This window comes from Pseudomonas sp. HN8-3, assembly GCF_020790195.1.
Lineage (GTDB): Bacteria > Pseudomonadota > Gammaproteobacteria > Pseudomonadales > Pseudomonadaceae > Aquipseudomonas > Aquipseudomonas synxantha_A.
Map to the genome: position 1 here is coordinate 3,438,068 of NZ_CP086206.1, position 23,546 is coordinate 3,461,613.

The window sequence follows — 23,546 nt, forward strand, 5'->3', positions numbered from 1 at the left end:
GTTCAGGAGTGAACAAAGTGGCTGAACAACTGAACACTTTCGGGGTTGACAATGAACAGTTCTGAACAACACTCTCATGACCAACAGAGGATAAAAATGTGGGAGGGGGCTTGCTCCCGATAGCGGTGTGTCAGTGAAAAAATGCTGACTGACACACCGCTATCGGGAGCAAGTCGAATCGTCGCACCGCCCCTCCCACACTTGAACTCATTTCAATGGTTGAATGTGCACATCCAATAACAATAAAAATGAAGGTCGCACCATGGCCGAACCACTGGCACACGACACCCTTATCCAGGAATCCTGGCGACGTTGCCGCGCCTTCGGCCTGGACCACCAGAGCACGCCAAGCTTTGATCAACTGCCCGCCGAAGGCATCAGTCAACTCCTGGAAAGCCAGCATTCACTGGTGCAGACCACGCACCAGGAAGTACTGCCCTACTATGAAAACATCCTCAGCAACTCCAACTGCCTGATCATGCTGGCTGACAATCAGGGCCAGGTCCTGACGTCGTGGGGCACCCAGCGGTTTATCGAACCCAAGCTGGCCCGTGGCTTCAGCCCCGGCGCCAGCTGGATGGAACGTGCCAGCGGCACCAATGCCATCGGCACCGCGCTGGCCTGCGCCCAGGCCGTGCATATCGAGCACGATGAACACTTCCTAAAGGCCAACCGTTTCATGACCGGTTCCGCGGCGCCTATTTTCGACGCCCAGCGCGAAATCATCGCGGTGCTGGATGTGTCCAGCGACAGCTACCTGCCGCCCTCCCATACCCTGGGCATGGTCAAGATGATGAGTCAGACCGTGGAAAACCGGCTGATCCTCAACCTGTTCCGTGGCGAACATTTCCAACTGACCTTCAACACCGGCTTGAGCAACCTCGACAGCCAGTGGGCCGGCCTGCTGATCTTTGATGAAAGCGGCCAGGTACTATCAGCCAATCGGCGTGCGGATAACCTGCTGGGCATCAGCCTGTCGCGGGTGATGATCGACAGTCTGTTCAAGGTGTCGCTGCTGGAGTTGCTCAACCAGCCCGAAGGGTTGCCCTTTGCGTTGCAGGCGGCTGGGCGCAACCGCTTCCAGTGCCTGTTGAAGCGACCCAGGCAGATGCCAGTGCAGGCCCGGGTGTTCAGCCAACCGCCGCCAGCGCTGCCCTCGATCAACCTCAAGACCCTGCACTTTGGCGATGTGCGCATGGAGAAAGCGGTGCGCCAGGCCGAACGCCTGCTGGAAAAGGACATTCCATTGCTGATTCACGGCGAGACTGGGGTGGGCAAAGAGGTGTTCGTCAAAGCCCTGCATCAGGCCAGCTCGCGCAGCCGACAGGCATTGATCGCTGTGAACTGTGCGGCGATTCCGGCTGAGCTGGTGGAATCGGAACTGTTCGGCTACGAAAAAGGCGCCTTCACCGGCGCCAATCAGAAAGGCAGCATTGGCCTGATTCGCAAGGCGGACAAGGGCACGCTGTTTCTCGACGAGATCGGTGATATGCCGTTGCCGACCCAGGCGCGCCTGTTGCGGGTGTTGCAGGAGCGCTGTGTGCAACCGGTGGGCAGCAGTGAGGCGTTCCCGGTGGATTTGCGCATCATCTCGGCGACCAACCGCGCACTGCGCGAGCTGGTGCAGGCCGGGCGCTTTCGCGAGGATTTGTACTACCGCATCGGTGGCCTGACCCTGGAGTTGCCGCCATTGCGCGAGCGCACCGACAAGCAAGCGTTATTCCAGCAACTGTGGCAGCAACATCGCGAGCCGAACCAGTGGGCCGGGCTGAGTGCCGAGGTGCTGGGCTTATTCGAGCAACATCCGTGGCCGGGCAATTTGCGTCAGGTGAGCAGCGTGTTACAGGTGGCGCTGGCGATGGCCGAGGAGCAGCCGATCCGCGCAGAACATCTGCCCGATGATTTTTTTACCGATTTGAAGCAAACGGCGCCGCTGCCCACCTGCGAGCGCCTGGATGAAAACCTTGACCTCAACCAACGCCTGCAAGCCGTGGGCGGCAATATTTCCCACCTTGCGCGGGAGTTGGGAGTGAGCCGCAACACCCTGTACAAGCGCCTGCGCCAGCACGAAGGTTGATTTAACGCCAGCTCCACGACACGCCGGTGTAGATACCCCGCCCATCGGCAGGGGTAGAACGTGCTGCGTCCACGCCTTTGTCGTCGTACCCCGGCGTAACGGTATTGGCATAGCGACGGTTGGTCAGGTTGCGCAGATCGACCCAGGCTTGCCAGTCTTGCTTGGGCGCGTCATAGCCGAACGTGGCGCCGAGGGTGGTGTAGGCCGCGGCGTAGTAGGAGTTGGCGTAGTCCACCGCTACCCGCGAGGCATGTTCGGTGTTGAGGCTGGTGTAGAAACCCGTCGGGTGGCTGTAGCGCACCTGCGCCTGATAGTAATGCTTGGGGATGCCGGGCAAGGTGTTGTCGCCGAAACGGTCATCGTCACGGTAGTGGAAGTCGCTGAAGGTATAGGCCTGGCGCAGGTCGAGCTTGCCGTTGCGGCCGCCGTCCCATAGCGGGCTGAGCAGGCTCAGTTCCACGCCCTGGTGCATGGTGGGGCTGGCGTTGGATTCGGCGATGATCGCGCTGCTGTTGGCAGTCTGGGCCTGGGTTTCCACGGAAAGCAGTTCGTGGCGTACTTCAGAGCGGTAGAGGGCCAGGTCCCACTGGCCGAGCCACGCTTCGCCGCGCCCGCCGATTTCCAGGGTGGTGGCGGTCTGATTGCGTAACTTCACACCTTCGCGCTGTAGCCCCGTAGCCGCGCCGCTGCCCGGACCGAAGTATTTGTTGGAACCCCAGATCATCGACCAGGCGTGCGGCGGTTCTACCGAGCGGCTCAGGTTGGCGTATACCTGCAATTGCGGGGTGAAGTCGTAACGCAGACCGATGCGCGGTGCGTAGTCCCAGTCATGTTGACTGAGCGGCGCCTGGCCATCGGGGTAAGTCACCTGGGTTTCGCGGCGGGTGTAGATCGCGGCAAGGCCGGTGGTGAGCCACAGATCCTCCAGCAGTTCCAGCTCATTGCCTACATGCAGCACGGTGTCGGAGCCCAGGTAGCTGTAATCGCGGGTCTTGGTGCCGGGGGAATAAATGGCGGTGTTGCCTGCAGGGATGCGGACATATTCCGACGCGCCATTATTGGGCATCGCCTGGGTGGTACGCAGGCCGACGGTGGTTTTGCTGGCATGGCCGAACAGGCTGTCCTGACGGATGTAGTTCAGGGTGCCGCTGATATCGGTGTAGGCGACCTTGAGGCGGTTGGTGCCCTCGCGCAGATCCATCGGGTAGTCGTGATAGGCCAGCCCGACTTCCACTCGGGCGTTGTCGTCCAGTTGCAAGGTGGTCTTGTTGGCGATCCAGGTAGAGCCCGGTTGCAGGCGTTTTGAATCGCGGGCGGCGTTGAGGCTGTTGGCGGCACGCGGGTCATGGCTGATCTGGTAGCGCGTGAGCTTGCCGGGGGAATCGTTGGTGGTTTCGCGGTAGCGCAGGTAGAAGCGCGTTTCCAGGTCCGGGTTGAAGCGGTAGCCAAAGTTGGCGGCGATGCCCTTGCCGGTCCCGGCGCTCTGGTGCTGGTAGCCGTCGGACTCGGAATCGGTGAGGCTGATGTAGTAATCGGCATCCCCCAGCACCTGGCCGGAACTGACCTCCCGCTGAGCATAGCCGCGGCTACCGACCTCATAGCGCACTTGCAGCTTGGGCGCGTCGTAGCCGGTGTGGGTCACGTAATTGACCGAACCGCCCAGGGCCAACGCGCCCTGATCGAAGCCATTGGCGCCCCGCAGCACTTCCACGCGGCTTTGCCACAGCGGGTCCTTGAGCTCATAAGGTGTACCGCCCGGGCCCGTGAGCGGCAGACCGTCGAACATTTCATACAGGCCGGACGCGTGGGCACCCGGGCTGCGGTTCAGGCCCGAACCGCGAATGGACAGCTTCACGCCTTCGTTATTCGCCGCCTTGGCGTACACCCCGGCCTGGTACTTGAACACATCTTCGTTACTGCTCACCCGCCCCTGTTGCACGCTGCTCATATCAATGTAATTGCTGCCGCCGGGCACGCGCTGTAGCTGTGCCTGGGCAATTTCGCCGGCACTGGCTTCAGTGGTGGTGACTTCGACTGGCGCCAGTTGCAGGCCTTCGGCCTGTACCAGCGAGCTGAGAGTCAGGGCGGCAAAAAGAAAGGGCGGGTGGCGCAGCAGCATTGGGGCGGGTCCTTGGGATTACGGAACGTGGCAGGCCAGGCCCACCACGCGAACAGTGATGGGAAGGCAGGCACGCCCGTCAGGTCACGCCTTATTGACGAACCATGACCCTGGCAAAACAGTACCTGGCAGGTTTCAGCCGTCCGGCTTCGCCAATTCCCGCATCAGATCATCCGCATCGGAACCCGGCGCAAAGCGGAAACCGTACATTTCATCGGTAGCCAGAATCTCGTCCAGGGCATCAAGCAGCTGGGCTTGCGAGGGTGAGTTGCGCAGCAGCGTGTGCGCCGGCAACAGCAACTCGGCAGAGACGCCCTGAGCAGTCGCGGCGTCGATGACCGCGAACAGGATAAACCGCAAACGTATTTCGCGATCCGTGGGCCAAACCGTTTTTCGTTTACCCAAGGGAGGGCCTCGTGTTTAAGAAAAATCCGAGGCTATTGCTCGCAGGCAAGCGTTTCAAGCAGCGAGAGGCAAGATAGGCACCTTCCTACAGCAGAAAGGGAAACACCCCACTGATTGTTCGATGGATGCGCCTCACTGCACCGGCAGGAAGTTCATCAGCAATAAACTTTGCGCGTAATTGAGGCCAATGCGTCGGTAACGCTCATCGAGGATTTGGGTAAGCAAGTCCAGGCGCGCAACGATCTTGCCAAACTCAACGGCAAAACTGAGGTTACTGCCCTCCTCCGATATTTCATTGGAAAACAACAGCAGCACGCCGTTGGCATCCTGGCGCTGGCTGAGCAGCCAGGTGGCCTTTTCGATATTGCGCGCCGCATTGCTGACAAACTGCGGGTTGATCGAGTCGGTCACATAAAACTGCGTACGCCCGCCGTGGGCGGTCACGAGCATACTGCCAATCGCGTAGATAAACGCGCCGACACGGTCACCACGAAAGTCGGGACTCAGGGAGTAACTCAGGGCGGCCAGATCACGCCGGTCTCCCAGTGCGGGCAAGGGTTGACGGTTTTCGATGGCCTGGCGAATGACCCGGGCGGCGCTCACCGCATCCGGATAGCCCGACTGACGCCACTGGCTGGGATTGCGCAGGTAAAGCTTGCTCATCAGCAGGTAGAGGCTTTGCAGGTTGTCGCGCATCCCCAGGGTGGCCATGCGATCGACACTGGTCTGGAAGAACTCATCGGGCTTGCCATCGCTGAATTGCCTGGCGATATCGCGGCCTTGTTGTTGGCTGCAACCCACTGCGCAGAGCGCGAGCAGCGCAGCCAGCAACAGCGGCCATAGAGAGGTAAAAACAGTTGACGTTCGATCCATCGGCACCGGGTCTGATTCTGTGGGCCACGTGCGGGAGTCGAGTGGCCGGGACAGGGGTAGATCAGCAAAATGGAAAAAAGTGCAGCGGTGCGGGTCGGATCAGCATCGGCTTACAGCCACAAGGAGGTGAACGAGACCACGATGACCAGCAGACGAAGCCCGGCACAGGGCCGTAATGCCGTTCAGAAGGTTTTTTGTAGGAACGAGCTTGCTCGCGAAAAATCACAGGCGCCGCGTTCAATCAGGACACGCGTTATCGTTGACGTTTTTCGCGAGCAAGCTCGCTCCTACAGAGGGCGATTGAGAGGCTGCAAGGGGATTGAGAGTGCCAGGCGTTAGACAAATGGCGTTTAGTAGGCAGTTGGGGTGAAAGAAAAACTGCTGCCGTGCTGAGAAATTCTGCGGCGAACAAGATCTCCCGGCTTCATATCAATTTCTGATTCGATGATTCTTGAGGTGCCGAAAAGCATGTATTTCGAGACACCAAGAATATGCTTGCCAGGGGCCAGCCCAAACCTGGCAACCTCCCCAGGGTGAAACTCGGCAGCCGGTTGGTAGTTCTACCCACCCACCGCTTGCCGCAGCAGAGCGAAACCGCTCATCAATCCTCGGGATTGTTATCAGCAAACGACTTATTCAGCAGGCCCTGGACGACACTGTCGGGCCCACCCAGCAATTGCTTACTGAACGCCTCTCCATCGGCTGGTCGAGTCGCGAGTAACCCCCAGGACTTTGTTCCATCTGCGTTGAAGACCACGATTAGCTGATTGTCTGCACAGTCATGTGGCTTACACAAGTGGCCTACCGTAAAGCGCTTCCCATCAGCCGAAACCGTCTCGACTGGCGACGCTGTGCCCTGAGCTTTGCTGACCCAGTCCGGATAACTGAGCATCTCTGCGTAGGCTTTTTTGTAAGGCCCCTTGCTGGCGATCTCAGGCAGATATTGCTCAGCCCAGGCGCCTCCAGCCGCTAGCACCAGGGAGGCACCCGCCAACATTGAAAGGCTCGATATTTTCATTCGAATTACTCCATCTCGGTGTTTTTTCAGCAGCTTTTTCGCAGGTTGCACTTAAACGCCGGTATGAAGGCTCGGACAGGACACTGTTTTGGAAGTTCGACCTTTCACCTAACAAAGAAGCTTGAAATCATGAGGCAGGGCGAGGACACCTGCACGGTGACAGCGCCATACGGATTCAAGTAAGACAATATGGTGTTGTAGAAAACGTGGTGTTATGACGGCGGTCATACGCTTTGCGTCATTTCGACCCGCACTTCACTTACGGATGAGTATCATGAATGATGATTTGAAGCAGTCAGGCTCTACTACCACCTCGCAAACCACTACCTCGCTGGATCAGGTTAAAACCGGCAGGGCCCTGGATTTTGCCTGGGCGCCAAACGCCAACACCACGACCACCATCGTCTCGGCAGACTTTGTCGACTACAAGGTCGACACTGCCCAGGGCAGCCCAACTGGCGACAGCCACTCCATTGCACGATTTACCTATGTCCAGGGCAAAGGCGGTGGCCAGATCAGCCAGCTTTTTCTGGAAGAAATGCGTGCTGGGGTACGCGCCAACACCCAGATCGGACTGATGGTAGGACGCAAATGGGTGCTGGACCCCAACGGGGAAGTCTCCGGCAGCATTGGTACTTACGTGGTCGAGCAATTCGACGACATGCGCGCCAGTGTGAATTATGTCGGTTCCTTCGCCCGGGTCTTCGCTGATCCGAGAATGGTCAGCTACCACGCCGGCGGACATGTGCACACCAATGTCTCTATCACCGGGAGCAGGTCCTTGACCATGGCGGACTCAGGCAAGTCGATCCTGGTTATCAGCGATACAGATGTCACGCTGACAATCGGTGATGATGTGATTGAAGGGTTCAAGGTGAATCTAATTCAGGCGGCCGCCGGCAAGGTCAACATCGTTGTATCGAGCAGCCATGTGATCTACAGCAACGCTGGAAGCCGCACGCACACGCTCAATCCACTGGATGAGCTGGAAGTCAGTACCTTCCCGTTCGGGCCGGTGTTCCTGGCTTTTCGAGTTAGGCCTACAGCCTGAGTAACCCGGCATAACCAAACCCCAGAAACGCAAAAGCCCCGCTTTCGCGGGGCTTTTGTGTAAATCTTGGCGGGAAACCAGGGATTCGAACCCTGGAGACGCTATTAACGTCCGCCGGTTTTCAAGACCGCTATGCAAATGCAAGCGGGCCGCGGCCTTGAATGTCTTAGGCGTTCCATTACTCGTCTTCACCGAGCAAGCTACAGGCCGCATTCTACAAGGGGTGCGATTTTAGTTTTGGAACTCTTTTCACCCTTCTCCCGGCGTCCTGCCGAACGAATATCCCACCTTTTATTCAGACCAAACCACCGTCCTGTACTAACGTTCTATCGAGATAGGCTTGGGCGCTTCCAAGCCATCCCGCAAGGAGCTAATTATGTCTGACGATTTGAAAAACCGTGGCCCGCAGGATCGTGCTCGAGTAAACACCTCGGAAGCTTGGGAGGTGAAGCATTGGACCAAAGAGTTTGGTGTAACTGAGCAACAGCTCAAAGATGCAGTGAAAGCTGTTGGTCCAATGGTTGACGACGTACGCAAGAAACTCGGTAAGTGAAGAGTGGTAACGCCCCGCGTTCTAGCGGGGCTGTTTCCTGAACCTCATTGTCGTTATTGCGCTGCCAGCACTCCCTGCTACGCTGTTTACCTCACGGAGAACTAGCCATGCCCAATTCCGATTTGATCCCTTCCCTGCTTTCCAAACTCTACGAAAACCAACTCGCACTTGAGGCGTCCATCATGGAATTATCCAACTGGGTGGAGCAGCGTGGCTCTGCCGAGATAGCGGATAATGTTCGTGGCGCCCTTCAAGCCATCGACGATAACGAGGAGTTCATCAAACTGACTCTGGCGGTACTGATGAGTCCTGAATAACAGCTACTTGCAGGCTACGGCCCAAAGCTGGTCCAGCTTGGTGGTGTAACTCTGGCTCATCATCTCCCGACGCATACCCCAGTCAGGATTGGTGGGCACGCTAGCAGAACGAAGCGTTCCCCTACCCCACCTCTCGTTGATCTGATCAAGGACGGTCATGACCTGGGTTGCCTCGGTCGGCTGCGATATTGCAAAAAGATCATCGGTGTATTCGCCTGGCTGACACAGGCTGAGCAGCATCACTTCGGCCTTGCTGTATTTGAAACCCGGCCGAAAAATCCTGTCGAGCGCATCGACAGCGGCTTTCGTGAGCAGGCGCACGTCATCGGTGGGGTATGGCATATCCACCACCACGCCGTTGGCGTACTTCGCCTCCTCCGGATTGAACATGCCTGTGCGGATGCAGACGCGGACCTTTTTGCAAAGTGAGTTTTGGGCGCGGAGCTTCTCTGACGCCCGCATCATGTAGGTGGCCACCGCTTCCTTGATCGGCGGCAGATCGGTCAGCCGTTTGCCGAACATCCGACTGCAACAGATTTCCTGCTTTGGTGGGTCGGGCTCATCAAGCTCCAGGCACGACGTGCCGGCCAGTTCACGCGCCGTCTTCTCGATCACTACGCTGAATTTCTTGCGCAGCGTCCAATGATCCGCCTTGGCGAGGTCCATCGCTGATTTTATGCCCATAGCGTCGAGATGGAGTTTCATTTTGCGGCCCACGCCCCACACTTCGCAGACGTCAGTATTACGCAGCACCCAGTCGCGCTTGACCGGATCGGTGATGTTCACCACGCCACCGGTCTGAGCTTGCAGTCGCTTTGCCGTGTGATTGGCCAGCTTGGCTAAGGTCTTGGTGCTCGCTATTCCAACTCCCACCGGTATGCCAGTGCAGCGCAACACCCGCGCCCGGATCTGACGCCCCAAAGCATCCAGCTCGAGAATACCCGACAGGTCAGCAAACGCCTCATCGATACTGTAAATCTCAACGGCAGGAACCATCGATTCGATCAGGGTCATCACTCGCTCGCTCATGTCGCCATAGAGCGCGTAGTTGGATGAAAAAGGAACAATGCCATGCTGCTTCAGCTTGTGTTTGATCTGGAAATACGGCTCGCCCATCTTGATAAAAGGCTTGGCGTCGTAGCTGCGGGCAATGACGCACCCATCGTTATTGCTCAGTACGACGATAGGCACCTTTGCCAGATCCGGACGAAATACCCGTTCGCAGCTTGCATAGAAACTGTTGCAGTCAATCAGCGCGAAGACCGGCGCATTACACATGACTACGCACCGTGCTCGTGATCACGCCCCAGATCGATAGCTCGTCCCCCTCCAATACATACCGCGCTGGATATTTCGGATTCTCCGACAGAAGAATGACCTCTTTCCCACGCTTGCACAGTCGCTTACAGACGGGATCATTATTCAAGAGAGCGACAACGATGTGCCCGTGGACCGGCTCAATTGACCGGTCCACAACGGCCAAGTCTCCCTCAAAAATTCCCGCCCCTTGCATACTTTCGCCAGTAATCGCGATGAGATAGACATGCGGCGCCCTGATATTTAGGACCTCATCCAATGAGATGTGCTGCTCGATGTGATCGGCCGCCGGCGATGGAAAGCCGGCGGGCACCCGAAAAGAGCAAAAGGGCAGCTTCGTGCCACCCTCGGCGATAGGACCTAAAATTGAGAAGCTCATGACGCAGCCTTTTACAGATACTGTACGAATGTACAGTTAATAGCGCAGATGGCTTGCGGTCAATTTGGTGTAAGAGGTATCTGACAAGCGGCCGCGTCAGACCAATTCATCTGCGTATGCGGCGACTGCCTCTTCCGTCAGCTCCCGCCACTCAGACTCATCTATCAGGCCCTGCTGCTTCAAGTCATCCGCCAGGGCCAGCCGTGATTCGTAGCGCTCCTCAGGTGTCGCCGATATGAATGCGGGATCATTGCGGAGTGCAAACCACGCCTCCATTGCGTTCACCTGTTCAATGTTGGTCGCCATGACGAATACCTCGGGCCAGTGTCTACAGTGTAGAGATTGGCCGGGGACCGGCTGTTCATCGGCGCCGACGAGCGGAGATGCTTATGTGCGGGAGACTTTCACAGTACCGGGGAATCCACGACTTCGTTGCAGCGCTGAGTATGCCCAATGCGCTTGCGAACTCCGTGGGCGATCAGCCAATTGAACGGTACAACGTGGCACCGACAACCGCGGTTGCACTGCTGCACCTGCAGGGCGAGTTGCTTTACGCTGATCCGGTACGCTGGGGATGGCGCCCGCACTGGGCGAAAGACCGGGCAGCACCTATCAACGCACGCGTGGAAAAAGTGGCGCATGGTCCGTTCTTCAGGGCGATCTGGCCGCACCGGGCGATCACTCCAATCGACAACTGGTTTGAGTGGGTGGATGAAGGCGGGCCCAAGAAGCAGCCCTACCTAATCCGCCGGCGGGATGGTGCACCGATATACTGCGCTGCTATCGGCCAGCTACCAGATCCTGATGAAGGCCCGGGCGAGCATGACGGCTTTGTGATAATCACCGCCGACAGCGCTGGGGGCATGGTGGACATTCATGACCGCAGGCCTGTGGTGCTAACTGCCGACTTGGCGCGGGAATGGCTGGACCCGTCCACGCCCAAGGAGCGCGCCGAACAGATGGTGTTGCACCAGGGCGAACCGTCCGAGGCTTTCGAATGGTTCAAGGTCGGTATGGCCGTGGGCAACGTTAGGAGCAAGGGGCCGGAGCTAATCCAACCAACCAACGTATAGTATGGAATATGTCGCAGCCAATTGGTTGGCAGGTCGATCAAAGCGCCATGAAGCTAGGTTGACAAAACCCTGAATTCACCATAACGGGAATTTTCTTCATGCAATTCAGGTAACGGGATTAGGTTCGAGCAGGCAACATCACCTTTCATGATATCTTCCCGCCACACCCGATTTTATTGAACAATGGGGTAGAAATAGAAACCTCGAAGGTCAGGCGAGTTCGGGTTTTCGACTGCTTATGGCGATAATGTGCAAATGATTGGGGGCAGCGGCCCTCACCCTAAAAAACATTCCTACTGCGATTGAAGTGGAGAATTGATAATGAGTAACTCATATCGTAGCATGCCAACTATTAAAACAACCTTAAAGCCAAAAATATATTTATCAGGCCTTTTACTCTTACTTATAAGCAGCTCTGTTTTTGCGAACTCCAGCACATCTTTTGCCGATGAAAATCTCGACATGTATGACGCAAAAAACCTAATAGAACAGGGAAAGTATAAAGAGGCAGAGACCATACTACTAAGAGAAGAAAAAACCATAACCGATATTGGAAAACTATGCTCCATATACAGCTCAATGCTAGGCATAGCATCAATAAGCGACAACAAAGAAGAAGGAGCAAAATATGCCAAATTATTTCAAAAATGCTATAAAGAAAACAGTACGCCATATATTTTTCTTGGGGCCATGGCTATCTATTACAAAGGAGAGCACGGAAGAGCATTACGCATCATGGACGAACTCTTAGGCAAGATAAACAATGAGCTTACCGAGAAAAAAATATCAGACTTCCAAATTTTCGCGAACAAGAATATAACATCTGCTATCTATAGACTTAAAGCCTCTGACCTTCTGATCCGCCAAGATCCACAAAAAGTGAAAGCCGCTATTATTTCATTTGCAGAAAAATCTTATGAAGCAACACCATTTGGTGACGCCGAAGTCTTCTTAGCTGCTATTTACAAACTTTATGGCGATACTGAGCGCTCGAAATCAATTATAGAAAAAAGTGATGGAAGAACTACAGAGGCACACACCGTTGATGTAATTTTAAAATCAATCAAGCAGAAAGTAGATAATGCTTCAGTCTCACCTTAAGGACGTTGACTTGGAAAATTGTGGCAACTTTCAAAAACAACTTAACTTACCGAGACACCTCCCTGACATACGCTTGGCACGCCCGTAGCGCGATCAATCCTTGGTCTCCGGCATCGGTGATGCCAATAATTCTTTGAGCATGCGCTGGGTCAAGTTGGGCTCGACGGGCTGCATGAACCACGCCTGCGGTGCCGGGGGTGGTAGGCACGTTGCAGCCACTGGCTGAATCCTCGATGAGGACTGACAGCCTGACATCAGCAGTAGCAAGCTGGTCACGCAGGCGAGCCTGGTTGCGCTGGGCATCGGATAATTCCTTGGTGTGTTGTTGGTCCTGGAGCGCGAGCTGTTGCTCAGTGGCCAGGCGCTTGTCCTGCTCGGCCTTCTGCTGCCGCCAGGCCTCACTGGTAATGGTGTCGAGTTGGCCCTGGTGCGCGGCGTTCTGCGCGGATAGCTGTTCAGACAGCTTCTTGCCCATGCGCCAGTCTTGGATCTGCCACGCGACGCCAGCAGAACCCGCCATAAGCAGCAGGATCAGCACCAACAGGCCGGCCAGCCTCTGTACCGGCGTCATGCCAGCGCCCGCCGCACGCCTTCGGCCAACACCGCATCAGGGTAGGCATAGCCGGAGTTCTCGTGATGGATGATGGCTTTGACAAAGCCAGCCATAACCACTGGCTTGACCAGGTCGATCTCGGCGCCAGGCCGGGTGCCGGTATTCGCTTCGACCGCGCGCACATACGCTGCAGTGTCGTTCTCTACCGACGGCGCCCACCGGCTGATGATCGCCTTCACAGTTTTCAGGCCATGTTTGCGCTGATAAGTCAGCAGCAGCTTGCCCAGGGCGCGAATACCATTCTCGGGCGTATCGAACCTGGCGAAGCGCTTCTCTAACGCAGGGTCAGGCTTCAACTGGCCCTGCCACTGGTTGGCCGGGTTGTAATCGATATTTCCGGGGTTTTTGTTGCGTACCCCGCGAGTTTCGGTGGTCGACATGCTTTTCTCCAGGCGTAAAAAAGCCCGCTCAGTTGGCGGGCTGCTATTCTTCGGTCGATCTGAGTGGCGGCGGCGTATCGACCTTGGGCATTTCAAGCCGCACATCGATCCAGCTATTCGGCGGAACATCCATTGGCGCCCCCCGGCCCGGCACCATCTCCCCGTCATCAGTGAGCGTCCAGCGCTGCTTGAAAAGACGGATTACGACAGCCCCGCCATCGGCCTGCTCGCTTTCGGTTATGCCCAGTGCACGACCTCCATCAGGCGAGTGCGGATCTTGTGTGCGCCAGCCCTCCAGTGCCAGGCCAAGGCTTCCCGTCACCCGATACTCGCCAACGCCGAGGCGCTCAACAATAACGCCGCGCGCTTCATCGTTGGCCACACCCCATTCGCCGGCAGGGAGAAACGATTCCTCTTGGAGGTCGCGGCGCTCGCTGGCGGACACATTAGCAATTCTCAGGATGGGTGAAGCCGCCGAAAGCGCACCGCCGGAACCGCGGGTGGTGTTGCCTGTGTGGTAAACGCTATACGTGGGGCCGAACGTGCCGGCAGCTCCCGGCGTAGTCCTGAAGTGTAGCGATCCAGTACCTTGCGATACAGGAATGAAAATCTGCGCCTCATACCCGGTGTTGTAAGGGATTCTAATGAGAGTGGAGTAGCTAAGCCCTGAAGAAGATCCGTCATTAAGGAACTTGTAAAAAGCTCCCGGCTGACCAGGCTCAGCGGGCCTGTCATATTGGTAAGCGTCACGAGCAACGCTAGAGAACATACCGCTTAAAACGCCGGCAGGAATAAGTTGAGCTTCTTGGATACCTGAGTTCGCAGTTGAAGCAGTGCCAAGTCCTAAACCTTGTCGACCAGTAAGCTCCGTAGTCCCACCCGTGCCGCCTTTTGCAACGGGCAGCGCCGCAGGCAACTGTCCGTTAGCCGGAGCCCCAAGGGCAGTATAAAGCTCGTTCGAGTTGTCGTTATTCTTCTGGCTGGCAGTACGAAACGTATCGCCGCCTTGACCTGTCGGTGCCGTGCCGAGATTAATGCTTTGTCTTGCCATTAAATTAAACCCCTATTTTAAAAGACAATTAAACAGCCAGCTTCCCAAATACCGCAGCGAGCGAAAAGTATGTTGGATTTGTCACGGTAGTGACGCTAAATCTGATAAGCCCGGCCGGAAAATCATATCGCAGACCTGTTGCTCTGGACTCATTATTTCCCGCCATCATTGGCATCCTGCCGTTGTTCACCATTAAGTAATCACCAAGCTGATAACTCATTGGAACAGAGTACCAATTTGTCGGTAGTCCCTGAGTGCTATAGGTTGTATGTGTATAGGTCCAATTCTGAAGGGCTCTCGTAAACACAGCCGCCTGTGTAGCAGAGTCAAATATCTGCTTGCCATCAGCGCCCCACATCCTCAACCCATATGTAGCGAGGGGCTTAGATGAAAAGGCCGCTACGAATAGGCTGCCAGAGTGAACTTGTCCCGATGTCACGGTAGCGCCCGTCCATGCCCCCGCTGAACCTTCAAGAAGAACGCCCAGCTGAATCAGTGAGCCATTATTCGGCGGCCTTATAAAAACAAGCGGTGGCTCCTGCTTGTCGACTACGTTTTGAAAGACAACAGACGTCCCCGAGTTATAAGTGCCTTTATGAAAAACGCATAACCTTGCATATTCAGAGTCGAGGGATATAGCGCCAGAATCATTTACCACTTGCAACCCGTAATTCATCACGCCCACCTTGCAACAATGAGACGCATAGTTGCAGTAGAAACAGAATCGCTTGGCCTAGCCGCAAGGAAATTTCTAACATACACCTCATTCGTTCCCATTTCACATTCAAGCTGATTGTTAGACGACACCTGTGAGGTATCGTTATTAATTGGCAGCAAGAAACAAATTGCATTATTTACATTGCAATTAGGCGCGGCAAATGTTCTGGTTCTTGGTCCTGATGATCCTGGCGAATAAGAGACAAGCACTGATAGAACAATGCGATATGTAGATAGGCTTGTATCAAACTCTAGTGTTCCGTTAGAGGACCACATTCTTAGGCCTGAGCTCATTCTGTTTGGTCTCCTAGCTGCACTCGCTTGACACCGTTAGCGTCCCAGAACCGCAGAGATCGATTTGTCATGATCGACCGTCCCTGACCCGGGACGACGCCGTTGATTTCGAAGGTTCCATCTTTGTTCAGGATCCAACCCTGCTGTCCGGCGATGTAATTCGTCGAACTGATGTATGCCCCAATCTTCGCATTGGTGATCGTCCCATCCTGGATGAATGCCGACTTGATGTAGGTTTCTGTCCCGTTGACCGCGAATGGCACGCTCGACCCTGCCGCCCCTACCGCGCCGTTGTAGATTGCAAACTGGTCGGCTTGGATAACGAAGCGTGAAGTAACTTGACCGTTAGCACCGGTTTCAATGCCAAGTCCTACCCCGGTTGAGTAAGGCGAACCGTTCACGTCGAACTTGAATCGGAACGAGTAGGTGCCGGTGATCTTTCCGTTTACGTCTTGGTTGATGCTCGCTTGTTGCTGGAACTGCTGCGTGTGTCCGTTAACGGTTGTTTGCAGCTGAGTGGTCTGGCTTGCGGTGGCTGACGCCTGATCGGATACCGTCTTAATCTGCGTCTGTACGGTGGCTTTGTTCCCGTCAAAATCGGAGCGAAGAGCCGTTACCTGGTTGGTCGTAGCAGTCTGCTGGTTGACGAGCGCGGTCGTTGTCTCCTCATATGTGGCGTAGTTTTTGATGACCTGAGCTTCGACAGTTTGAGTGAGCTTGCCCTGGGCGAAGTCACCATCGGTAATGGCAGACTGGATAGACCAAACGCCCGCATAGCCCTGTGCTCCGCCAGCAAGGTCATTCTCAGAGCCAGCCATAGGCGCATTGATTTCAGCGTAAACGCCATCAATTCGCTCCGTCTGCGCGGTCAACTTGTCATCGACGTTGTCTACTCGCTGATTCACTTGGGTAACGTTATTTGCCGTAGCCGCCAGGCCTGTTGCCGGGTCATTTACCTTTGTCTGGAGCTGGGTAAGCTGGTCCTGAGTGGCAATCACCTTTCCATCGACTACGGTGATTTTCTGGTCAAGGTTATCAACCCGAATTGCCAAAGCGTTCGCATCAGTTAGGATGTCGCCTACGTCTTTCCAGTTTGCGCTGGGCGGCTGAGAGCCACTATTGGCCGCCAGGGCTTGGTACAGCTTGCTTCCCTGGCGAACGATGTCTCCCTTGGCGTAAGCCTTTGCTGCGTCCCACAACAGCGCATCAACATATGGCTTGATTTGAGCCTCGAGATCCATTCTAAGCTGCTCATTTCGAGCGTTCACGGACCCAGGCCCATCGCCGTCGATCAGATTGATGCGTCCATTGAGGGCCGGAGCCAGCGATGATTCATCAATCTGCCCCTTGACCTGCTCAAGGAGCGGCCAAGCATCCGAAACAGACTGGCCCATCACTCCGTTTACGGTCGGATAGAACGGGCCAATGTTCCCGGTGCGATCCACCAGGCGCGCCCAGAAGAACAGCGTTGCCCCTGACAGAAGCGACTGCATACGGTAGTCGGCCTGCGGGTATGCAAGGTCGGCCAGCTTCGTCGCCGCCTCCAGGTTGTTCGCTGGTCCATACCACAGCTCGGTCCGCTGGGTATCCTCGGCGCCAGCAGGGAAGCCCCACTTGATGCTGATCCCGAACAGTTCGCCTTTAGTGGTGAGGGACGACACCGCCGGCGGCAGGCCTACCTTCCCTTCTAGGTTGGTCAGGTTGGAGCTTTTCCAGATCGAAGAAATTTCGAAAGCGCTCACCGAGCGAACACGGGCCAGGTAGCCGCCCGAATAGATGCCGGTGACGTCCACGCTCGTCGAGCCAGTACGCTGCACCTTGATCCAGTTGCCGCTGTCCTTGCGCCACTCCACGTCATAAGCGACGGCGCCAGCAACAGCGGGCCATGAGATGTTCATGGTGCTGATGGCTATGCCCTGATCTACCGCGTAACTCGACGTGAGCGTAACGCTGGCCGGCGGCGGTACCACGGTGATCGGGATTACGCTGATCGGGCGTTCTTCAAGGCGCGCACCGGTATCGATGTGCGCGAACTTGCTCGGGTCGTACTGCACGGCCGAGATTTCGAACACGCCAGGCTCTGGCCGCGCAACGCTGACCACCCTGTAAAGCGGGACGGCCAAGTCATCAGCATCCAGTGCCCACACAAGTTCCGGCTCAGGCGTCACTGAGTAGGCCACGGTGACCGTGACTTGCCGACCGCTGACCACTTCCACGGTACGCCCCTCGCACTTGCCGTCAGGCAGGTTGAGGATCAGTCGGTCTCCGGGCTTGGCCTGGGTGTCGCGGTCCAGCTTGATGACCTTGCCGTTAACAGCTGAGATACGGCCGCCAATGGCACGGCCGGCCAGCAGTTCGTCAGCAATCGGGATCACGTAGCCAGGCAGCGGGATACGGCCATCCAGGCCAACCTTGAAGGTTACGGCCCGATCCTTGGAGTTGGTCAGCAGCGCCCACTTGCCGCGGCGCTGGGCCTCGGATTCGCGGGTGCAGCCGATAGCGCTGATCTCCAGCGGATTGTCGCCGTAGCGCCGCTGCAGCTTCTGATCGGTCACGGCGGTGACGTCCGTGTCGTAGTTGTTCAACGGGTTGTCGTAGCTGACCAGCGCCCGGGTATAGCGTGTGCGCTCTGACGCACTGGAATAGGTGAACTTGCCGTCAATGACGTTTGCCCGGGTGTAGGCAAAGTCGAAGTCCGTTGCGCGTGGCATATCCGAGAGAGTGAACACCTGGCCCTGGGCCCAGTAGCTCATGCCTCGGTAGATCGCCGAGATATCGCGCAGCAGTGACCATGCATCGGCTTTGCTCTGCAGGTTCAAGTTGCAGATGAAGCGCGGTTCCTGGCCACCCTTCCCGTCCGGCACAAGCTGGTCGCAGTATTGCGAAATCCGGTACAGCTCCCACTTGTCTACCATCCAGGGCTTGATACGGCGACCCAGGCCGAAGCGGTCGGCCGTAGTGATGTCGTAGGTCATCCAGGCAGCGTTGTCGGTCCAGGCCTGTTTGAAGGTGCCGTCCCAAACGCCCGAGTAAGTCCGAGACACAGGGTCGTAGTTGCTCGGCACCTGCATTTTTTTCAGCTTGGTCTCGACCGTCACGGCCGGGATGCTGCGGAACTGCTCAGCGGAAAACTCGATGTAGAGCAGCGCCGTGTTTGGGTAGCGGATCTTCGCGTCGATCACCTCGGTAAAACCGGCGATCTGCATGGTGTCCGAGATTTTGTTGTTGTTCTGGTTTGGTGTGATGCGGGTGATGCGCATCAACCAGCCGGTCGTGGCTTTGGGTAAATCGATACGGCGAGTGCGCTCGTACACGCTGGTGGTCTTGCCATCGACAGCTTCGCTCAGCACCTGCTGGTAGGCGCCGCCATCAGTGGCCAGTTCAACCTTGTATTCAATCCGGTACCCGTTGATGTTGCCCCCGGCGTCCACGGACTGAAGCGCCGGCCAGGCAAACCGCACGCGCATAGCGGAAAGCTGGGTGTTGTTGATCGCCCTAACCCATGGGGTGCCGCTCCTTAGTTCGGTGCTGATGGTGGTCTCGTTCTCGACAGACGGGATACCCTGGATATAGGTCTGATCCACGGCCCCGGTGCGCCACTCCCATTTCACATTCGGGAAGTTCATGTTCCCCTGTGTGTCTTGCAGCGGCGTGTTGTCGAGGTAGATGTCACGGGCCGTTGGCGTCCCTTCGAACTCACCCTCGCCCACGGCGATCAGCATTTTGGCGATGGCTACCGAGCGCAGACTATCCGGGGCTTCTGTCGGCGTTTTTGGTTTCTCCTCGCCGCCCTTGGCGCCGTGGATGTCGAACTTGCGTGCTGCGCCCATTCTTTTCTCCAGGCAATAAAAAACCGCGATATCGCGGCTTCGGTTAACCTCAAACTTTTCTGGCAAGGAGCCAATGTGATGAAGCTCAAAAACGCTTTGGTGCTTGTAGCGGCGATATCAGGCACAGGCTGTGGAACTGTCAATACCACTTTCCGAGACGACACCGTCGCGAGCAATAAGCTGGCTCGTTGGCGTTCGAGCTGCGATTCGGTACCTAGAATCTATAGCGGTGCCGTTTTTGATTACTGCACACTCGATGCAGCGCCACGTCAGAGCACCGGGTTTGACGGATACCCATCTGCGTCATTAATTTTGCTAGATATGGGGCTGTCTGGAATTGCAGACACCCTCATTTTGCCCTACACAATTTACCTACAGAGCAAGCACGGAGACATAGAAAAGGAGCGATTCGAATAGCCGCACACTCGCAAACTTCTAGTGACCAGTAGCTTGCTCCGGTCATTGCTACATCTGGTCCTCGGCGTAAATGGCAGCGCTAATGATCGCCCCGCCGACACGGCGCTTGCCGTAGCAAAGCGGTACCGGGTTACCCGACGCCGTGGTGTTCTTGGCGCTGCCGAACGCGTAGCCGGGGGTGTTCTCTGGGGCAGCGCTGGTCTTGAGTCCACCAGCCTGGGGGCTGAGCATTTGGATCACGCCGCCAGCGACAAGCCCGATGCCTGCACCTATGAGCGGTGTGCCGAAAGGTGTAGCCGAGAAGATGACCCCGACCACGATCAGAATTGCGCCGACAATCGTTTGGAGAATGCCGCCGCGCTTGCTGCCCACTACTACCGGGGCAATTCGAATGTCACCGGCACCGTTGTAGGTCAGTTCCTTTTCTCCGATGTTTCGCCTGTCGCGAAAGACTGCGAACTCGAGCCCGCGCGACTTAGCGTTCGACAGAAATCGCTCGAAACCAGGGATCTGGACGCAAAGCGCCTTAATCGCTTCGGCCGGCGACTTTACGGCGAGCCTGAACGACTCCCCGAACTGCCGAAGTTGCCCGTGCAGGCGGATGGTTGTCATTGGTTGGTAATTGATTGCTGAGGTCTGCATAGCTTTCTCCTGGCGTAAAAAAACCGCCCGGAGGCGGCTTCATCTATTTCGCTTTCAGTTGTAGTCGACATAGGGGCCAATGTAGAAGCCGCCTGTATCGCCACTAATTCTGTATAGGCTCTCCTTTCCAGGCTGAACTGTCGCTGCAATAGTTCGGATCGCAGCGCCGACACACAAGCCCGAGCCAGCAAGACCAGCGCCCAAATTTGGTGAACCTGGAGGCAGATAGAATGTGGCCCGCTGACCGGTGCCAATTTTGGCCGCCATGCGCCCGTCGACGTAAACAACAATATCGCAGCCTGAGCCGAAGGCTCCTGAGTCTCGTACAACCGTGATCTTTCCGCTTTCACCGGCCGGCTTTACCTGAAAAGCATAAACCTCGTCCGATGGAACCGGCTTTGCATCTTTAACCGAGATCACCGATGAAGCACACCCTGCCAGCATCGCCACCGCTACCGCCGCTATCAAAACCCGCATGTCGATCCCTCTTTGGTTTCGCGGGACTGTAGCACTGGGGAGCAGATGCACAAAGCCCAGTACGGGGCTGGGCTATACCGAGGAGAGCTTTCGGCCAATAGCGGCACATCAAGTGACGATGACTGTAAACACCATTGATTGCAAAAGATGAGCAAAGACACACATTAACTGCGCTCCGTCATAAATACTCAGACGGTAGCGAGAATAAAGATGCGTTTGAACGGAAACAACGTTCGCCCGTCCCCCTCTGGCGGGTAATACTCATGAACCAGCTTCAGGAAGTGATCTAGGAAACACTGCCGCTCGAACTCATCCAGCGCCAAGAGCACCGGCCGTAGAGCCGAAACCTTGACCCAATCGAAAATTGGCGACTGACCTTCCACCACCTGTAGGTGTTCGGTCTCCCAGATATCCAAATCCTTGGTCAATGGTGCCAGCAGACGGTAATAACGATCCAGCGATAACACCGGGCGCTCAGCCATGAACCGACGTAACTCGGCTGTACCCAATGGGCCGCCATCGAGTCCTGCGTGATCAAGGGTTTCTAGCATCAATTGATACCACAGCGCGTCACGCCAATTAGGCATGTGTGCTGCCAGACAACCTCCAGGGTTGAGTTGTCGCAGCAGGCGTGGCAGCAACACGTCGTGACCACTGATGAAATGCAGTACTGCAGCAGCAAACAGTAGGTCAGCAGGTTGCCCGGCCTGCCAACTCTGTAAGTCGCTTTTATGCCAAAGGGCCTTGATCGGCAGATAGCTGGCCTCACCAAGCATCTCTGCCGAGCTATCGACTCCTGTCAGATCGGCGTGCGGCCAGCGCTTGGCCAGGAGGTGAGTGGCAATGCCAGTACCGCATCCCAAGTCATAGATTCGTTCTGGGTTTTCCAAGCAAATATGGTCCAGTAACTCGACCACCGGACGCTCCCGTAATCGAGCAAATTTCAGATAGGCCTGAGGGTCCCATTGAGTATTACCAGGCCTTGCCGTGGACGGCTGAGGCTTAATGTCCATACGTGATTCCTTCCGATCAGAGTTGTCTTCCGATGACATTCAACGTTCTGAGGAGCAGTGCAACGCCACAGCGGGTGTCCGTTTCGCGGAGGAGCGACAGCAACCCATAGAGGTTGGGGGGCGCCGCCTCTGCGGCAGTCTCGGCCGTGGCCATGCGTAGCGCATTTCCAAAACCCCAGGTGACGGCGGTGGTGCTCTCGAACAACCTGGCGAGTTTTTCCACAGTGGCGAGGTCAAGCAGGTCTACGGTGTCGGATATCAGTGACAGCAGGTCAACCAGGTTGTCCAGACGCCCACCATCCAGAAGCGGTTTCAGCTTGTCCAGTAATGCCTCTATCCCAGCATTCTGGCCTAGCGAGTCGGTATTACCATCTGCACTCTTTGCGAGTGACTCATTGAAGACATCCATGTGAATTTACTCCTCCCTGTGCGTGGTCAAAGCATTCCGCGAGCCACAGCCCAGTAAAGGCCGCGGTTGAATCCATTGCGCAGAAGGCCGCCCAGTTTACTTTGCGGGGTCGGCATCACGTCGTGGGCATAGTCGTACCAAAGTGGCATCCCAGCATTTAGGCCCATCTGGGCCACAGCTTGGACACGCCCGTCATACACTGCATTGGGGCTACCCAAGCGGATTTCAGCAGCAATATTGTTGGCGATCACCGGCGCCTGGTTATGGCAAGCCCCACCCGCCTTACTGACTGGTAGATCGACCGTGTCACCGATCACATAAACGCCTTCAAGCCCATAAACCTGTAGCGTCTCATGATGAGTTGGCAGCCAGCCTTCATTGTTCTGAGCCTGTGAAACGCCCGACTCAAGCACCACGTCAACTGCACGAATCGGAGGGGTCGCCATCAGAATGTCGAACGGCTGTGCATCTCCCTCTTCCGAGTAAGCTATTCGTTGTTCCGGGTCGACTCTGCTCAGTGTGAAGCCCCGTTGAAAGCGAATATTCTTCTGTTCGAAGATTCCCGGCAAAATCTCGCCGGTGGGTCGTTGTAGGAATAAGCAATTGCGCAACAACTGGGCGGTGGTGGGATAGGTGTAAATGATTTCTACCTTGTCCCGGACGCCGCGACGACGAAGGAAGTCATCAAGCATCAACGTGGTTTCGATGGGAGCGATGCCGCACTGATGCGGTACATTGGGGGTCTGGGGAAAAGAAACCGTGACAAAAATTCGACCCTTTTCAATGGTGCTTAGACGGTGAGCCAGTTGTCGCGCTGGTTCGTATTGGTAGAAGTGGTCACCGGCCTCCTTGAGGCCTTCGATACGTTCCGGAGCAGGAACGCAACCGGTGGCGATCACCAGAAAATCATAGCCATGACGCTTGCCACTAAGTGTTCTCAGCTCTTGTCTGGCGAAGTCAAAACGAATTACCTCGTCGACTTGAAAATCTATTTCCGGACGTAACAATGAGCGCTCTGGACGTTTGAGCTCTTCCTGAAAAAACAGATTGAATGCAACGTACATGAAGGCGGGTTTGTAGAAGTGGTCCTCAGAGTTAGAGAGCAGGACGATCTTCAGCTGCCCCCGCAGAATTTCAGGATAGAGCTTGGTGACTAGTTGATTGGCAAGCATCGTGCCGCCCATGCCACCGCCCACGATAATTATCCGTTTCTGCATATTCCGCCCTCCATGGCGTATGCAATACCCATTCGACATTGAATGGTAGTCGAGAACGGCGAGGAGCTAGGATGAAGTCGCGATAAGAAAAAGTGCTCTAATCGCCAAGTGAATATGTTCTCCACAAACGCCGTAAATCGTCCTTAATTTTTTAAATAATGATCGACCGCTTCGGCCGATTGCAGCCTTCCGCGAATGACAGC

General features: G+C 56.1%; 24 protein-coding genes. 7 read left to right on the forward strand and 17 right to left on the reverse strand.

Features of this window, described 5'->3' with window-relative positions:
• Positions 1–262: 262 nt before the first annotated feature.
• Positions 263–2,077: a sigma-54-dependent Fis family transcriptional regulator gene (locus LJX92_RS14930; protein WP_148853870.1), complete on the forward strand. Its 1,815-nt coding sequence runs from the start codon at positions 263–265 to the stop codon at positions 2,075–2,077.
• A gap of 1 nt (position 2,078) precedes the next feature.
• Here the strand turns inward: LJX92_RS14930 and LJX92_RS14935 are convergent, their stop codons facing one another.
• The 4 genes from LJX92_RS14935 to LJX92_RS14950 all read right to left on the reverse strand — a co-directional run bounded on the left by LJX92_RS14935 (position 2,079) and on the right by LJX92_RS14950 (position 6,492).
• Positions 2,079–4,196 (reverse strand): TonB-dependent receptor family protein, encoded by a 2,118-nt coding sequence (locus LJX92_RS14935; RefSeq protein ID WP_228308504.1) that lies wholly within the window; start codon positions 4,194–4,196, stop codon positions 2,079–2,081.
• 135 nt (positions 4,197–4,331) lie between these two features.
• Positions 4,332–4,601 (reverse strand): hypothetical protein, encoded by a 270-nt coding sequence (locus LJX92_RS14940; protein WP_050549417.1) that lies wholly within the window; start codon positions 4,599–4,601, stop codon positions 4,332–4,334.
• Between the two features lie 132 nt (positions 4,602–4,733).
• Positions 4,734–5,474 carry a hypothetical protein gene (locus LJX92_RS14945; protein WP_005789034.1) on the reverse strand — a complete coding sequence of 247 codons (741 nt, stop codon included), beginning with the start codon at positions 5,472–5,474 and terminating at the stop codon, positions 4,734–4,736.
• A 601-nt stretch (positions 5,475–6,075) separates the two neighbouring features.
• Positions 6,076–6,492, reverse strand: a complete 417-nt coding sequence (locus tag LJX92_RS14950; RefSeq protein WP_228308505.1) for an Ivy family c-type lysozyme inhibitor — start codon at positions 6,490–6,492, stop codon at positions 6,076–6,078.
• A 274-nt stretch (positions 6,493–6,766) separates the two neighbouring features.
• On the opposite strand from LJX92_RS14950, the gene LJX92_RS14955 reads away from it, so the two are divergent.
• From LJX92_RS14955 to LJX92_RS14965, 3 genes are all read left to right on the forward strand, one after another.
• The gene (locus tag LJX92_RS14955) at positions 6,767–7,543 is read left to right on the forward strand and encodes a hypothetical protein (protein ID WP_148853867.1); all 777 of its coding nucleotides are present in this window, start codon (positions 6,767–6,769) and stop codon (positions 7,541–7,543) included.
• A gap of 376 nt (positions 7,544–7,919) precedes the next feature.
• Entirely contained in the window at positions 7,920–8,096 is a 177-nt protein-coding gene (locus tag LJX92_RS14960) for a DUF3606 domain-containing protein (RefSeq protein ID WP_065952667.1), read from the forward strand.
• Positions 8,097–8,203: 107 nt separating this feature from the next.
• Entirely contained in the window at positions 8,204–8,413 is a 210-nt protein-coding gene (locus LJX92_RS14965) for a hypothetical protein (RefSeq protein ID WP_032880719.1), read from the forward strand.
• A gap of 3 nt (positions 8,414–8,416) precedes the next feature.
• Here LJX92_RS14965 and umuC read toward each other — a convergent pair whose 3' ends face one another.
• From umuC to LJX92_RS14980, 3 genes are all read right to left on the reverse strand, one after another.
• Entirely contained in the window at positions 8,417–9,691 is a 1,275-nt protein-coding gene (gene umuC, locus LJX92_RS14970) for a translesion error-prone DNA polymerase V subunit UmuC (protein ID WP_228308506.1), read from the reverse strand.
• Entirely contained in the window at positions 9,684–10,109 is a 426-nt protein-coding gene (locus LJX92_RS14975; protein ID WP_032880717.1) for a LexA family protein, read from the reverse strand. Before LJX92_RS14975 ends, umuC begins: the two co-directional genes overlap by 8 nt.
• Before the next feature lie 96 nt (positions 10,110–10,205).
• The gene (locus LJX92_RS14980) at positions 10,206–10,415 is read right to left on the reverse strand and encodes a hypothetical protein (protein ID WP_032880716.1); all 210 of its coding nucleotides are present in this window, start codon (positions 10,413–10,415) and stop codon (positions 10,206–10,208) included.
• An 83-nt stretch (positions 10,416–10,498) separates the two neighbouring features.
• Here LJX92_RS14980 and LJX92_RS14985 point away from each other — a divergent pair, with 83 nt between their 5' ends.
• Positions 10,499–11,182 carry an SOS response-associated peptidase family protein gene (locus LJX92_RS14985; protein ID WP_228308507.1) on the forward strand — a complete coding sequence of 228 codons (684 nt, stop codon included), beginning with the start codon at positions 10,499–10,501 and terminating at the stop codon, positions 11,180–11,182.
• Positions 11,183–11,503: 321 nt separating this feature from the next.
• On the forward strand, positions 11,504–12,283 hold the full coding sequence (locus LJX92_RS14990) for a hypothetical protein (protein WP_228308508.1): 780 nt from the start codon (positions 11,504–11,506) through the stop codon (positions 12,281–12,283).
• A 46-nt stretch (positions 12,284–12,329) separates the two neighbouring features.
• Here the strand turns inward: LJX92_RS14990 and LJX92_RS14995 are convergent, their stop codons facing one another.
• The 5 genes from LJX92_RS14995 to LJX92_RS15015 all read right to left on the reverse strand — a co-directional run bounded on the left by LJX92_RS14995 (position 12,330) and on the right by LJX92_RS15015 (position 19,168).
• Positions 12,330–12,854 carry a lysis system i-spanin subunit Rz gene (locus LJX92_RS14995; RefSeq protein WP_228308509.1) on the reverse strand — a complete coding sequence of 175 codons (525 nt, stop codon included), beginning with the start codon at positions 12,852–12,854 and terminating at the stop codon, positions 12,330–12,332.
• Positions 12,851–13,276 carry a structural protein gene (locus tag LJX92_RS15000; RefSeq protein ID WP_228308510.1) on the reverse strand — a complete coding sequence of 142 codons (426 nt, stop codon included), beginning with the start codon at positions 13,274–13,276 and terminating at the stop codon, positions 12,851–12,853. The genes LJX92_RS14995 and LJX92_RS15000 overlap by 4 nt, the downstream gene beginning before the upstream one ends.
• 43 nt (positions 13,277–13,319) lie before the next feature.
• Positions 13,320–14,327, reverse strand: coding sequence for a hypothetical protein (locus tag LJX92_RS15005; protein WP_228308511.1), 1,008 nt, complete (start codon positions 14,325–14,327; stop codon positions 13,320–13,322).
• 28 nt (positions 14,328–14,355) lie between these two features.
• A complete protein-coding gene (locus LJX92_RS15010) occupies positions 14,356–15,003 on the reverse strand; it encodes a hypothetical protein (protein ID WP_228308512.1) in 648 nt (215 codons plus the stop codon).
• 331 nt (positions 15,004–15,334) lie between these two features.
• The gene (locus LJX92_RS15015; RefSeq protein WP_228308513.1) at positions 15,335–19,168 is read right to left on the reverse strand and encodes a phage tail protein; all 3,834 of its coding nucleotides are present in this window, start codon (positions 19,166–19,168) and stop codon (positions 15,335–15,337) included.
• A 78-nt stretch (positions 19,169–19,246) separates the two neighbouring features.
• On the opposite strand from LJX92_RS15015, the gene LJX92_RS15020 reads away from it, so the two are divergent.
• Positions 19,247–19,585: a YceK/YidQ family lipoprotein gene (locus LJX92_RS15020; protein ID WP_228308514.1), complete on the forward strand. Its 339-nt coding sequence runs from the start codon at positions 19,247–19,249 to the stop codon at positions 19,583–19,585.
• 48 nt (positions 19,586–19,633) lie between these two features.
• On the opposite strand, the gene LJX92_RS15025 is transcribed toward LJX92_RS15020, so the two are convergent.
• The 5 genes from LJX92_RS15025 to LJX92_RS15045 form a co-directional block, all read right to left on the reverse strand.
• A complete protein-coding gene (locus LJX92_RS15025; protein WP_228308515.1) occupies positions 19,634–20,227 on the reverse strand; it encodes a tail assembly protein in 594 nt (197 codons plus the stop codon).
• A gap of 54 nt (positions 20,228–20,281) precedes the next feature.
• On the reverse strand, positions 20,282–20,704 hold the full coding sequence (locus tag LJX92_RS15030) for a hypothetical protein (RefSeq protein ID WP_228308516.1): 423 nt from the start codon (positions 20,702–20,704) through the stop codon (positions 20,282–20,284).
• Between the two features lie 188 nt (positions 20,705–20,892).
• Positions 20,893–21,717, reverse strand: a complete 825-nt coding sequence (locus LJX92_RS15035) for a methyltransferase domain-containing protein (RefSeq protein ID WP_103733770.1) — start codon at positions 21,715–21,717, stop codon at positions 20,893–20,895.
• 16 nt (positions 21,718–21,733) lie between these two features.
• A complete protein-coding gene (locus LJX92_RS15040) occupies positions 21,734–22,126 on the reverse strand; it encodes a hypothetical protein (protein WP_228308517.1) in 393 nt (130 codons plus the stop codon).
• Positions 22,127–22,152: 26 nt separating this feature from the next.
• Positions 22,153–23,343 (reverse strand): NAD(P)/FAD-dependent oxidoreductase, encoded by a 1,191-nt coding sequence (locus tag LJX92_RS15045; protein WP_228308518.1) that lies wholly within the window; start codon positions 23,341–23,343, stop codon positions 22,153–22,155.
• Positions 23,344–23,546 lie beyond the last annotated feature (203 nt).